The sequence below is a fragment of the Bacillus sp. WP8 genome (assembly GCF_000800825.1).
Lineage (GTDB): Bacteria > Bacillota > Bacilli > Bacillales > Bacillaceae > Bacillus > Bacillus safensis.
In genome coordinates this window covers 2,098,465-2,110,278 of the sequence record NZ_CP010075.1, presented here as the reverse complement: position 1 = coordinate 2,110,278, position 11,814 = coordinate 2,098,465, and the positions used below count along the sequence as shown (strand labels likewise).

The following is an 11,814-nucleotide window of genomic DNA, read 5'->3' as shown; positions in this document are numbered from 1 at the left end:
TTTTTCAGCCGAAGCGTTAGAAAGAGGGAATGACATTGTATTTACACGGCACTTGCAGACAAAATGAACTCGGTCATTTAGAAATTGGTGGTGTTGATGCCGTTTCTTTAGCTGAAACGTATGGGACACCACTTTATGTATATGATGTGGCTTTAATACGGGAGCGCGCAAAAAGCTTTCAAAAAGCATTTATAGAGGAAGAATTAACAGCGCAGGTAGCATACGCGAGTAAAGCATTCTCATCCATCGCCATGTTTCAGCTTGCTAAAGAAGAAGGATTATCTCTTGATGTTGTCTCAGGCGGTGAGCTTCACACAGCCATTTGCGCTGGATTCCCAGTAGAAAAAATTCATTTCCATGGCAATAATAAAAGCAGAGAAGAATTAAAAATGGCTTTAGAGCATGGGATCGGCTGTATTGTTGTGGATAATTTCTATGAAATGAAGCTCATTGAACAGCTTGGTCAAGAGCTGTCAAAAAAAGTGAAAGTATTGCTCCGCATCACGCCTGGTGTCGAAGCGCATACGCATGATTACATTACGACAGGTCAAGAAGATTCAAAATTTGGCTTTGACCTTCACAATGGACAAGCAGATGAAGCGGTGAAACAAGTGCTTCGTTCAGAAGTGATCGAGCTTTTAGGTGTTCATTGTCATATCGGTTCACAAATTTTTGATACGGCTGGTTTTGTCCTTGCAGCAGATAAAATCTTTTTGAAGCTGGATGAATGGAGAGAATCATTTGGTTTTATTTCTACAGTGTTAAATTTAGGCGGTGGCTTTGGGATTCGTTATACAGAAGAGGATGAACCACTTCCTGCGACAGAATATGTCGAGAAAATAATCCAAGCTGTGAAAGAGAACGTGGCCCGCTATGAGTTTGATATGCCAGAGATTTGGATAGAACCAGGCCGTTCTCTTGTTGGAGATGCAGGGACGACTCTTTATACGATCGGATCATCAAAACACGTACCTGGCATCCGCGATTATGTTGCGGTAGATGGCGGAATGAGTGACAACATTCGTCCGGCTTTATATCAAGCGAAATATGAAGCGGCAAGTGCCAATAAAATGAGTCAAACGCATGATCAAACCGTTTCAATTGCCGGTAAATGCTGTGAAAGCGGAGATATGCTCATTTGGGATATCGATTTGCCAGAGTTATCACAAGGGGATTTATTGGCTGTCTTTTGTACCGGAGCTTACGGCTATAGTATGTCAAACAACTATAACCGCATCCCGCGCCCAGCGGTTGTGTTTGTAGAGGACGGGGAAGCGCAGCTTGTGGTTGAGCGTGAAACCTATGAGGACATTGTCAAACTTGATTTACCGTATCAATCAAAAGTGAAATCATCTAATTAAAAAAGCTGCCTGGGGTACAGGCAGCTTTTTTTCATGGATTATTTTCCTCCAGTGAATACAGAGACGATCGCGTTCCAGATGGAGACAAAGAAATCCCAAATCTTTTGAAGAAGGTTTTTCCCTTCATCTGATTCTATGAATTTTGTAATCTTGTCTTTTGCTTTATCAATTTGAGATCCTACTTGATTCCAATCGATATTGATGTTTTTCATTTTATCAAATAGCGAGACAAGCTGATCTTTTTGATCCTGCGTCAGATTTAAGTTCAAATCAGAAGCCGCCTGATCGACTTTTTCTTCTACTTCTTTTGTGGTTTTAGGGACACCGTTTTTTGCAATGTCATCTTTGATTTTTGCAATAAGGGCAGAAGCGTTGTCTTTCCCGATGGAGTCACCCAATTTAGAAGTTGTCACAAGCTCTTCGTTCGCCACCTGCTTCACATCTTCTGGAATGGCTTTGTCGCTTGACACTTCATACGCTTTAAGTAAGCCCGTCAGTGCGGCTGTACCAGATACTTCAAATGGAGCAGTGACGACAACCTTGGCATCCTTGACACCTGCTGTCATTAAAGCATTTAAATACATCTCATCTGTAATGGTCTTGATGTTGTGTGTATCCACAGTCAGACCAGTACCTGATTTCTCAATGGTGATAGATGAAGATGATAATGCTCTCGTCCCGATAGAAGAACGAGGGATATACTTTCCTAAATATTCGTGCTCTTCTTTATTGGTTACTTCAATTTTTGTCGCATTTTCAGGTGGATTCAACTCGTCAAGCACCTTTTGTCGATCAGCTGGTGTTAAGTCTTGCCCGAGTGTGACGATGACATCGCCGACAGCTGCATCCGCTAAGCTGACTTTTGGCGCACCAATTAGGAAAAGGAGCGCTGCCATCATACCAAGCATCATTTTTTTAAACATGTTGACCTCCTTCAAGTCGAAAGCGTTCCTCTTTCAAGAGAAACTCAGCTTTTGAGTACACGTACAGAAATGCACTCCATCATATAGACGTAACAAATTGACTCGACGTTTCAATTTTCTTTTTAAGATGTGTTCCTTTTCCAATAAATGAAGACATGTCATTTCGTCACATATCATTTTATGAGGAAAAAAGAATCAAGCAATCCTATTTTATCAATCATCAGTTAAGAGGTAAATGACAATCGAAGAGCAGGGGATGTTTAACATCACCGAAAATGTGCTATAATGAGCGTTGTTTAACCTGAAAGGAGAATGTGAAAAATGGCGAAAAAAGGATACATACAATTAACGAATGGAAAGAAAATTGAGTTTGAACTTTACCCAGAGGCTGCTCCAGGTACAGTAGCAAACTTTGAAAAATTAGCGAATGAAGGCTTCTACGATGGATTGAAGTTCCACCGCGTGATTCCAGGCTTCGTCAGCCAAGGCGGGGACCCAAACGGCAATGGAACGGGTGGTCCTGGTTACACAATTAAATGTGAAACAGAAGGAAATCCACATCAGCACGAAAGAGGTTCATTATCAATGGCACATGCTGGTAAAGACACAGGCGGCAGCCAATTCTTTATCGTACATGACCCGCAGCCGCACTTAAACGGTGTTCACACTGTTTTTGGCAAGGTAACATCTGGTATCGAGGCTGTACTTGATATGGAGCAAGGCCAAGGCATGGAAAAAGTTGAAGTTGTGGATGCGTAATCCAAAACACCGCTTAATCGCGGTGTTTTTTTATTTTGTTTCTGAGTCAAATGTGATTTGTTTCGTTAGGCGATAGGTGATGATCCAATACAAAATGGCTAAAGCGCTGATAGAGGCACCAAAAAGACATACTCCGCTCCAGCCATAGGCTGCGTATATGCTGGTTGAAACAATTGAACCGGTCGCACTGCCGATGGAGTAAAAAATCATGTAAGCAGCCGTAAGCCGGCTTCTCGCCTCAGGCCGCACTGTGAAAATCATAGTCTGATTCGTTACGTGTACTGCCTGCACAGATAGGTCAAGAATGATAATGCCAATGACTAAGGCAATAAGTGAATGTTCAGTCAAACTGATGAAAAACCATGAAATGAATAATAGGACAAGGGCTATACCGCTTGTGAACTGTCCAAAACCTCGATCAGCAAGGCTGCCAGCCCGAGCAGCCCCTAATGCTCCGGCTGCTCCAGCAAGACCAAATGCGCCAATAGCAGTATGTGAAAGAGAGTGTGGCGCAGTACTGAGAGGCAGCACGAGTGAAGTCCATAACGTACCAAAGACGATAAAAATCAGAAGAGCTAGAATCCCGCGGATGCGCAGGATTCGTTCTTGTATGAACAATACAAACATTGAACGAAGCAGATGAGCATAAGATAATGACTCTCTTTTGCTGTCATCACGCGGGAGCACTCGGAACAATACGCCAGTTAGGATCAGCATGATGACGGCAGAAACAAGATATACAGACCTCCAGCCAGCAAAATCGGTTAATACACCAGCAAAGGTTCGGGCGAGAAGAATACCGATGACGATTCCACTTTGCACCAAGCCGACGATACGGCCGCGCTCTTCTGGAGCAGCCCAACTTGCTGCAAACGCAACGAGTACCTGAGTGACTACAGCGAGCAGTCCGACCAATGCTAATCCTATAAATAGGACGGTGACGATAGGAGCGATGCCGACTAGAATGAGGGCAAGCACAGATAAAAGCATCTGACCAATGATGAGCCGGCGTCGATTCAACAGATCACCAAGTGGTACGATCAGTAGCAGCCCCGCCGCATAACAAAGCTGAGTAATCGTAATGACAATACCGATGGATGAATACGTGATATCGAACTCGGCTGCCAGTGAATCTAGTAACGGTTGTGCGAAGTATATGTTTGCAACAGCCATCCCGCAGGCTGTTGCAAAAAGTAGTGCCATATAGTGAGTCATTTTATCTTTAACCATTCATTGCATCCCCTCTTTTTTATACTAAAAAGAATAATATACTAATCGGTACAAAATGATTCCTGTTAAGGATAACCAGCAAAATGTTTTAAAGTCAAGAGTTTATTCTATGTTAATCTTGAAAGCAGAAAGACAGTTTGACAATTTCACCTGAAAAAAATACAATCATAATGTACTGATTAGTAATGAAAAGAAAATGATATCCTGATAAATAAAGAAATAGACAATTGTTATCGTGAAAGGATTTCATTGTTGAAAAGAGGAATTGATGATGGTTCGACAGCGTGAGTTTGATGAGGAAAAAGCGTTGAATGGTGCAATGATGCTTTTTTGGGAAAAGGGGTATAGAGCTACAACGTTAAGCGATTTGACTGCAAAAATGGGAATACAGCGGCCAAGTTTATACGCAGCCTTTGGAGATAAAGAGGAATTATTTGAGGCTGCATTACGCACATATACAAAGCAGCATGCAGCCCGTATTCGAACAAAACTTCAAAACAATCGATCTGTAAAGGAAGCATTTCATCTATTATTGACAGATGTAGTGGAAGAGGAATATGGAGATGGCCCAAGTAAAGGCTGTTTTTGCATTAATACAATAGTGGAGCTTGCTCCACACGAAGAGAAATTTGAAATTCTGACAAGAGAGCATCAAATGTATCTTTCGGTTATTTTTGAAGAAAAGATCGTGCAAGGTATTCGCTCAGGTGAGCTCGAAAGCGGCTTAAATGCTAAAGCCTTAGCACAGACACTGGTCGTTTCTTTCATCGGGCTTACCGTCCTCATGAAGTCACGTCCAGAGCGTTCATTTGTAGATCATTCTGTAGCGACGATCCTATCCATTTTAAAATAAAATGGATAACACCTATGACATCTTCTGAGAAAAAGCGTATTTTGATCCATTACATCAAAATACGCTTTTTCTTTTAGGGCATTCATGCACAGAATCTTTTTTTATGATATGATAAGAGAACAAACATTCGTATTTGTGAAATGCAAGCACATCCAGCTGCAAATGAAGAAAATAGAAAGAAGGGGAGACTTTGAAACCACTCACTAAAGAAGAAAAAAATCAAATGATGATGGCCATTCAGCGTTACTTTGCCGAAGAACGAGAAGAAGAGATTGGTGAATTAGCAGCCATTAATATACTAGAATTTATCACAAAAAACCTTGGAAGTTACTATTATAATCAAGGGGTTCGCGACAGCCGCAGCATCGCTGTTCAGCGGTCACAATTGTTAGAGGAAGACTTATTCGCACTCGAAAAAAGAATATAATCGAAAAGCCTGCAGTATCGTGTGGGACGAACTTATAAATAAGAAAAAGACCCCCTTAATAAAGAACGCATATTCGTATCATATGTAATGATTAAGAGGTGGAACCAAAGGGCCATCTGAATCGTTATATAAGTAGCCATTAATGAAAATCAGCTTTTTTGGTTTTATTTCAATAAAAGAAGGAATAAAACATACAAATAGGCGAAGTGCAGATGATGGAGGTTCTAAATATGGGGAAAATTAAATTAAAAATGGCAATCTTATTTGTTTTACTGCTTTGTTTAGGCGCAGGTTATTTATACATGAATGGCATGAAAATTGAAGATGTGCCAACAGCCATTGGCGAGAGCTTAACAAATAATGATAAAGATTACACTATCTATGAATATACCATTACGAAAATTGATGGAGATGAATATTACGGTCAAGCAAAGAATGGCACCAAAATCATTTTTAATGGTAAGAAATTTGAAGATGATGTGGCCGATCTGAAAAAAGGCGATCGTATTAAAGCCTACTTTAGTAATGAAAAAAGAATAGATGGACTGATAAAAGTAGTAAAAGTCGTAAATTAACATGTCTCCTTTCCTATAAGGAGACTTTTTTTTTGAAGAAATCTTGATTGTTGCATTTGACAACAAGGATCGCTATAATAGCCCCTAAGGACAGCTAAATATCGATTGTATCCTTCGGGGCAGGGTGAAAATCCCGACCGACGGTAATAAAGCAAATGCTTTACAGCCCGTGACCCGTTAATTTATTAACGGTTGATTCAGTGAAAAGCTGAAGCCGACAGTGAAAGTCTGGATGGGAGAAGGATAAAGAAAGCTATGAACGAAAAATATTTGTTGATCATAGTCTTATTTCTGATGCAAAAAAACCACAGCCCCGGAATTTTTTCCGGGGCTTTCTGTATGTTTTTGGTGTTAATACACACATGCAGTGTTTATTAGGTGATCCCTCATCTACCTTGTATGGACCATAAAAAGCGACGAAGGTGCTCAATCGATCACATGTCCCTAACATCGCTTTTTTAAAAAGTGAGAAATACAAATGAAACGAAAGGGAGGATCACATGTTTACGGGGATTATTGAAGAAGTTGGCACCGTTCAGTCATTAAGTAAAAAGTCAGCAGATGCCATGGAAATTGTCATTACATGCAGCCGTGTGCTGGAAGATGTTCACCTCGGAGACAGTATCGCCATTAATGGAGTATGTCTGACAGTCACAAGCTTCACAAAAGGACAGTTCGCGGCAGATGTGATGCCAGAGACGGTCAAATCGACATCACTGGATCAGCTGACAAAAGGCAGTCCAGTGAATTTAGAGCGAGCCATGTCCTCAAATGGACGATTTGGCGGCCATTTTGTCTCAGGCCATGTTGATGGAACGGCAGTCATCACCCGAATAGAAAAGAAGAGTAATGCCATTTACTATGATTTAAAGATGGACAAGACCCTCACAGATATGCTCACCCAAAAGGGTTCGATCGCAATAGATGGTGTCAGCTTGACCATTTTCGATTTGCGAGATTCACAAGTCACAGTCTCTATTATTCCTCATACGCTTGAAGGAACTATTTTCCCGACTAAATCTATGGGGGATATCGTGAATATAGAGTGTGACATGATCGGTAAATACATTTATCGTTTTTTAACAAAAGAGCAAGGCGATAAACAGCCATCTCGATTGACCCCATCATTTCTAAAAGAGCACGGATTCTAGGAGGCGATTGTATGTATCATTCTGTTGATGAGGCAGTAAATGCCCTTAAACAAGGAGAAATCATTATCGTAGTGGATGATGAAGACAGAGAAAATGAAGGCGACTTTGTGGCACTTGCTGAGCATGCCACACCTGAGGTGATTAACTTCATGGCTTTACATGGAAGAGGCCTCATTTGTACGCCAGTCGATGCGTCGATCGCCAAACACCTAAATCTGCATCCAATGGTTGAACATAATACAGATGCACACCATACAGCATTTACAGTAAGCATCGACCATGTGACAACGACGACTGGTATCAGTGCTTTTGAGCGCTCCACCACCATGCTGGCCATGTTAAATAAAGACGCAAAACCAGACGAATTTGCCCGTCCAGGCCATGTTTTTCCGCTTATTGCAAAAGAAGGCGGCGTACTAGAAAGACCAGGTCATACAGAGGCAGCGGTTGATCTTGCTAAACTAGCAGGCTCAGAGCCGGCGGGTGTCATATGTGAAATTATGAATGCAGATGGATCAATGGCTCGCGTCCCTGAACTAAAGGAGATTCAAAAACAGCATGATTTAAAGATGCTGACAATCGAAGCATTACAGACATATTTAAACAATAATCAAGCAGCGACTATCGAAACAAAATAAAAATCACAAAAAAGGATGATCAACATATGAATACAATACAAGGGCATGTAGTAGCAGAAGGACTAAAATTTGCAATCGTTGTAGCGAGATTCAATGATTTTATTACAAGTAAACTGTTAGATGGAGCAGAAGACACATTGCTTAGACACGGAGCAAATGGTGATGATATCGATGTTGTGTGGGTACCAGGCGCTTTTGAAATCCCGTACATGGCAAAAAAATTAGCTGAAACCAAAAAATATGATGCAGTCATCACACTTGGAACCGTGATCAGAGGCGCAACGACTCACTATGATTACGTTTGTAATGAAGCTGCTAAAGGAATTGCTCAAAGTGCAATGTCAACAGGGGTACCGATTATCTTTGGTGTACTGACAACAGAATCGATTGAACAAGCCATTGAAAGAGCTGGTACAAAAGCTGGAAATAAAGGCAGCGAATCGGCTGCAGCTGCTATTGAAATGGCGAATCTCAATCGAACTTTCTCTTAATTTAGTGAAAAAGAGTTTAAAAACGGTATAAAAATGTTTATAATGTGTGATGAGCAAATGAATCATAAGACATTTGCTGGAAATTAGGATAATTTGAATATTGAGGGGTATATATGTTAATTCGTTACAAGAGGTCTTTTGAAAAAATTGCCATGGGACTCCTGTCCTTTATGCCGGGTGAGAAAGACGTCAAACAGCTTCAGCAGACGATGAAGTCATATGAAATGGATGAAGATCGGCAGCTGTTCCTATGGAAAGATGGCGAGGATATTGTAGGTGCTATTGGTGTGTTGAAAACAGACGACCAAGTACAAATCGAACATATTAGTGTGAATCCATCCCATCGTGATCAAGGAATCGGCAAGGAAATGGTTTTAGCCGTGGAAGACATATTTAAAACCAAAACACTCATTCCAAATGAATTAACGCAAGGCTTCTTTCATAAGTGTCACAGCGAATCAAATTAAATATCACACATGTAAAAGCAGAGGCTACAGTCCTCTGCTTTTTTTACGTTCAATCTGCTTTTTTCGCTCCAGCAATACATCTGTCCGGTCACGGAGTCTATGTTTTTCGATTAAAAATGTATGGGATAAGTTGCTTTCCTGTCCAAAGAGCAGTCCTTCTTTTTGGGCCATTTCTTGGCATAAAGATAGAAGTGCTTCATCTTTGATCGGCAGCATCACACTTTCATAAGGCATATGTTCATCCATTTTCTTTTTCAGCGTTCTCAGAAGCATCAGAAATGCCTCATCATCCAGACCGAGATTCGATAATACTGAACGATTTGCTTCTAACAAGTGAAGACTGTTAGAAATGAGCCGTTTTGCTCCTTTTCCATTTCCCCGTCTTTGATGATACAAGGCAACCGCGAGCTGAATGAGCCCGACCCAATATTCTTTGCGTTGCTCTGGGGGATCTTCCTTCCAATATTCTTCTAGAATTTCATGACACTCAAAATAATCTCTTGTTGTATGAAATTCGTGTAAAAAAGCCACGTACGCTTCAGGATACACAGCGGTCATCTCCTTTTCCACTTTCAGTCTAACATATTGAAAAGAAAAGAAGAAAGAGCGTCCCTTTATTGAAAAGGACGCTCTGTTTCTTTAATAAACCCAAGCCGCGCCAACGATGATCAGCAAGATGAAAAGCACGACAATAAGCGCGAATCCTCCGCCGAAGTTATAGCCATCTCCCATAATGATACGGCCTCCTTTTTCATCAGTTCTGATTACAATGGTATTCTATGTATAAATGCCCTTATTGGTATGGGCGAATCCACTGTTTTTCTTGATTTGCCTAAGGCATCATGGCCGAAATTATATTGGACGAGAGCTTTATCCTGTCTTATACTAAAGGTTAGCCGGTGAAACGGTACTTAGAAGACAGTAGAAATGGTGAGAAAAAGATGCTGGAATATCAGGTGAAAATAGATTCGTTCGAGGGTCCTTTGGACTTGCTTTTACATTTAATTAACCGGTTGGAAATTGATATTTATGATATTCCCGTCGCTAAAATTACGGAGCAGTATTTATTATATGTCCACACGATGAGGGAGCTTGAGCTCGATGTTGCGAGTGAATATTTGGTCATGGCTGCAACCCTCCTGAGTATTAAAAGCAGAATGCTTCTTCCGAAACAAGAGGAAGAGCTGTTTGATGAAGACCTGCTCGAAGAGGAAGAGGATCCTCGAGAAGAGCTGATTGGCAAATTGATTGAATACCGCAAGTATAAAAATGCAGCGCAAGAACTAAAGGAACGCGAAGAAGAAAGGCAAAATGCCTTTACAAAACCACCGAGTGATTTAAGCGAATTTGCAAAAGAATCAGAAGCGAAGGACACAAATTTACACGTAACGGTGTATGATATGTTAGGTGCGTTCCAAAAGGTATTAAACCGAAAGAAAATAACGAAACCAGCACCATCAAAGATTACAAGACAAGAAATCCCGATTGAAGACAAAATGAATGAGATTATGAACCATTTAAGAAAAACAAAAAAGCGGACCAATTTCATGACTCTATTTCAACATGATCAAAAGGAACACCTTGTCGTGACGTTTCTTGCTGTTCTCGAATTGATGAAAAGTCATCAAATCATGTTAGAGCAGGAAGGGAACTTTGAAGACATTTATATCATAGGGAGTGAAACGATTCATGACGCTTGATATCGTGAATTGGAAAGCCATCTTAGAAGCGCTGCTGTATGCAGCAGGTGACGAAGGCTTAACAAGAAAACAGCTCATGTCTGTTCTTGAAGTAGATGAGTCGGTATTACTCGACATTATGTCTTCCGTAAAGGAAGAATATCAAAAACAAGAACGAGGGATTGAGCTCATTGAATATGCAGATTCATATATGCTGCTGACGAAAAAAGAATACAGTATGTATTTAAAAAAATTAGTCGAGACACCATCCAAAGGTTTATCGCAGGCAGCGCTGGAGGTGCTTGCCATTGTTTCTTATAAACAGCCGATTACACGCAGTGAGGTAGAGGAGATTAGAGGCGTCAAATCAGAGCGTGTGCTTCATAGCTTAGTAGCCAAAGCACTGCTCTGTGAAGTAGGACGTGCCGATGGGCCGGGACGAGCAATTCTTTATGGGACAACCCCGACCTTTTTAGAGCAATTTGGCTTAAAAGCGTTAGATGAATTACCACCGCTTCCAGAGAATGTGGAAGCAGATGGTGTGCAAGAAGAAGCTGATCTATTTTTTGAAAACTTCAATCAAACATTTGAAGATATAAAATAGTTCAAACGAAGGAAAAATGTATGATAAAATATAAAAAAGATTTTAGGTCTAAAATCTTTTGATGACAGATAAAATGGTGACAAAGCCATGAGGGGAAGGTAAACAAGAAACAGATGGCACATATGAATGTAAAGGCTCAAGTTGATCAAGCAGGCGTCTTTTTATCAAAGGTTGCAATTGAAATGAATGGTTTTCTGAACGAAGCCACCTTATCAAGCTTGAAACAATTAAACCCCGAAGCGGAAGCCTATTATTGTGACATATTGAGTACATTACGGAAGCTTGCAGTGTACAGCGAGGATGCAGCAGCAGTTTGCAGGAAAATGGGGCAGCAGCAGACATTTCCGCAGCAAGCCGCACAGCAGATGCTTCACCGTATTTATCATCAATGTATTGAAGAATTTTTCACGCCGAAAAAGGATACATGGTATGAAGACAGCCGTTCGGCCTATACAGGAAAAAGCAGCATTGTTTTTCACCATGAAGTATCCGCTGATATGAAACAATTATTTTCTTCATTAGAAAAAGACTTTTTAGCGATGAGAGAAGAGCTGGAATATACGACTTCTCATCAACAAGTGAAAATGGTATAAGTAATTCGAAGAAGCGCCTCTACATGTAGAGGCGCTTTTTTTTATGGACGAGGCATCATAACT

The 11,814-nt window shown here is 40.8% G+C and carries 15 protein-coding genes, 1 pseudogene and 1 riboswitch; of the genes and pseudogenes, 12 read left to right on the top strand and 4 right to left on the bottom strand.

Annotation, left to right across the window (positions count from 1 at the left end; genetic code table 11):
* The first annotated feature begins 35 nt into the window (after window positions 1-35).
* Window positions 36-1,361, top strand: a complete 1,326-nt coding sequence (gene lysA / locus QR42_RS10465; protein ID WP_039179655.1) for a diaminopimelate decarboxylase — start codon at window positions 36-38, stop codon at window positions 1,359-1,361.
* Between the two features lie 38 nt (window positions 1,362-1,399).
* Here lysA and QR42_RS10460 read toward each other — a convergent pair whose 3' ends face one another.
* Complete coding sequence (locus tag QR42_RS10460) at window positions 1,400-2,284, bottom strand: DUF1002 domain-containing protein (RefSeq protein ID WP_024422856.1); 885 nt, start codon at window positions 2,282-2,284, stop codon at window positions 1,400-1,402.
* A 321-nt stretch (window positions 2,285-2,605) separates the two neighbouring features.
* On the opposite strand from QR42_RS10460, the gene QR42_RS10455 reads away from it, so the two are divergent.
* A complete protein-coding gene (locus QR42_RS10455) occupies window positions 2,606-3,043 on the top strand; it encodes a peptidylprolyl isomerase (RefSeq protein ID WP_008359679.1) in 438 nt (145 codons plus the stop codon).
* Window positions 3,044-3,073: 30 nt separating this feature from the next.
* Here QR42_RS10455 and QR42_RS10450 read toward each other — a convergent pair whose 3' ends face one another.
* A complete protein-coding gene (locus QR42_RS10450; protein ID WP_052196527.1) occupies window positions 3,074-4,273 on the bottom strand; it encodes an MFS transporter in 1,200 nt (399 codons plus the stop codon).
* Window positions 4,274-4,544: 271 nt separating this feature from the next.
* Here QR42_RS10450 and QR42_RS10445 point away from each other — a divergent pair, with 271 nt between their 5' ends.
* The 7 genes and pseudogenes from QR42_RS10445 to QR42_RS10415 all read left to right on the top strand — a co-directional run bounded on the left by QR42_RS10445 (window position 4,545) and on the right by QR42_RS10415 (window position 8,875).
* A complete protein-coding gene (locus QR42_RS10445; protein WP_039179649.1) occupies window positions 4,545-5,126 on the top strand; it encodes a TetR/AcrR family transcriptional regulator in 582 nt (193 codons plus the stop codon).
* Window positions 5,127-5,316: 190 nt separating this feature from the next.
* Window positions 5,317-5,553 carry a DUF2164 domain-containing protein gene (locus QR42_RS10440; protein ID WP_039179646.1) on the top strand — a complete coding sequence of 79 codons (237 nt, stop codon included), beginning with the start codon at window positions 5,317-5,319 and terminating at the stop codon, window positions 5,551-5,553.
* A gap of 230 nt (window positions 5,554-5,783) precedes the next feature.
* Window positions 5,784-6,128, top strand: coding sequence for a hypothetical protein (locus QR42_RS10435; protein WP_034623431.1), 345 nt, complete (start codon window positions 5,784-5,786; stop codon window positions 6,126-6,128).
* Between the two features lie 106 nt (window positions 6,129-6,234).
* Window positions 6,235-6,376, top strand: a riboswitch (FMN riboswitch).
* Between the two features lie 252 nt (window positions 6,377-6,628).
* A complete protein-coding gene (gene ribE / locus QR42_RS10430; protein ID WP_039179642.1) occupies window positions 6,629-7,279 on the top strand; it encodes a riboflavin synthase in 651 nt (216 codons plus the stop codon).
* 11 nt (window positions 7,280-7,290) lie between these two features.
* Window positions 7,291-7,887: pseudogene (gene ribB / locus QR42_RS10425) on the top strand (3,4-dihydroxy-2-butanone-4-phosphate synthase); the annotation flags it as partial.
* Between the two features lie 56 nt (window positions 7,888-7,943).
* Complete coding sequence (ribH, locus tag QR42_RS10420; protein WP_029706184.1) at window positions 7,944-8,408, top strand: 6,7-dimethyl-8-ribityllumazine synthase; 465 nt, start codon at window positions 7,944-7,946, stop codon at window positions 8,406-8,408.
* A gap of 113 nt (window positions 8,409-8,521) precedes the next feature.
* Window positions 8,522-8,875, top strand: a complete 354-nt coding sequence (locus tag QR42_RS10415) for a GNAT family N-acetyltransferase (RefSeq protein ID WP_039179637.1) — start codon at window positions 8,522-8,524, stop codon at window positions 8,873-8,875.
* A gap of 24 nt (window positions 8,876-8,899) precedes the next feature.
* Here the strand turns inward: QR42_RS10415 and QR42_RS10410 are convergent, their stop codons facing one another.
* Both QR42_RS10410 and QR42_RS19035 read right to left on the bottom strand, forming a co-directional pair.
* Window positions 8,900-9,424: a DUF309 domain-containing protein gene (locus tag QR42_RS10410; RefSeq protein ID WP_039179635.1), complete on the bottom strand. Its 525-nt coding sequence runs from the start codon at window positions 9,422-9,424 to the stop codon at window positions 8,900-8,902.
* A 90-nt stretch (window positions 9,425-9,514) separates the two neighbouring features.
* Window positions 9,515-9,607 carry a YjcZ family sporulation protein gene (locus QR42_RS19035; protein ID WP_012010430.1) on the bottom strand — a complete coding sequence of 31 codons (93 nt, stop codon included), beginning with the start codon at window positions 9,605-9,607 and terminating at the stop codon, window positions 9,515-9,517.
* A gap of 209 nt (window positions 9,608-9,816) precedes the next feature.
* Here QR42_RS19035 and QR42_RS10405 point away from each other — a divergent pair, with 209 nt between their 5' ends.
* From QR42_RS10405 to QR42_RS10395, 3 genes are all read left to right on the top strand, one after another.
* Window positions 9,817-10,575 carry a segregation/condensation protein A gene (locus QR42_RS10405; protein ID WP_024422848.1) on the top strand — a complete coding sequence of 253 codons (759 nt, stop codon included), beginning with the start codon at window positions 9,817-9,819 and terminating at the stop codon, window positions 10,573-10,575.
* Window positions 10,565-11,158 carry an SMC-Scp complex subunit ScpB gene (gene scpB / locus QR42_RS10400; protein ID WP_024422847.1) on the top strand — a complete coding sequence of 198 codons (594 nt, stop codon included), beginning with the start codon at window positions 10,565-10,567 and terminating at the stop codon, window positions 11,156-11,158. The genes QR42_RS10405 and scpB overlap by 11 nt, the downstream gene beginning before the upstream one ends.
* A 113-nt stretch (window positions 11,159-11,271) precedes the next feature.
* Window positions 11,272-11,751, top strand: a complete 480-nt coding sequence (locus tag QR42_RS10395) for a YpuI family protein (RefSeq protein WP_039179631.1) — start codon at window positions 11,272-11,274, stop codon at window positions 11,749-11,751.
* Window positions 11,752-11,814: the final 63 nt, after the last annotated feature.

Bases quoted from the DNA above. Each gene is read 5' to 3' on its own strand.
- QR42_RS10460 (WP_024422856.1), bottom strand. From the start codon at position 2,284: ATGTTTAAAAAAATGATGCTTGGTATGATGGCAGCGCTCCTTTTCCTA.
- QR42_RS10455 (WP_008359679.1), top strand. From the start codon at position 2,606: ATGGCGAAAAAAGGATACATACAATTAACGAATGGAAAGAAAATTGAG.
- QR42_RS10450 (WP_052196527.1), bottom strand. From the start codon at position 4,273: ATGGTTAAAGATAAAATGACTCACTATATGGCACTACTTTTTGCAACA.
- QR42_RS10445 (WP_039179649.1), top strand. From the start codon at position 4,545: ATGGTTCGACAGCGTGAGTTTGATGAGGAAAAAGCGTTGAATGGTGCA.
- QR42_RS10435 (WP_034623431.1), top strand. From the start codon at position 5,784: ATGGGGAAAATTAAATTAAAAATGGCAATCTTATTTGTTTTACTGCTT.
- ribE (WP_039179642.1), top strand. From the start codon at position 6,629: ATGTTTACGGGGATTATTGAAGAAGTTGGCACCGTTCAGTCATTAAGT.
- ribH (WP_029706184.1), top strand. From the start codon at position 7,944: ATGAATACAATACAAGGGCATGTAGTAGCAGAAGGACTAAAATTTGCA.
- QR42_RS10415 (WP_039179637.1), top strand. From the start codon at position 8,522: ATGTTAATTCGTTACAAGAGGTCTTTTGAAAAAATTGCCATGGGACTC.
- QR42_RS19035 (WP_012010430.1), bottom strand. From the start codon at position 9,607: ATGGGAGATGGCTATAACTTCGGCGGAGGATTCGCGCTTATTGTCGTG.
- QR42_RS10405 (WP_024422848.1), top strand. From the start codon at position 9,817: ATGCTGGAATATCAGGTGAAAATAGATTCGTTCGAGGGTCCTTTGGAC.
- scpB (WP_024422847.1), top strand. From the start codon at position 10,565: ATGACGCTTGATATCGTGAATTGGAAAGCCATCTTAGAAGCGCTGCTG.
- QR42_RS10395 (WP_039179631.1), top strand. From the start codon at position 11,272: ATGGCACATATGAATGTAAAGGCTCAAGTTGATCAAGCAGGCGTCTTT.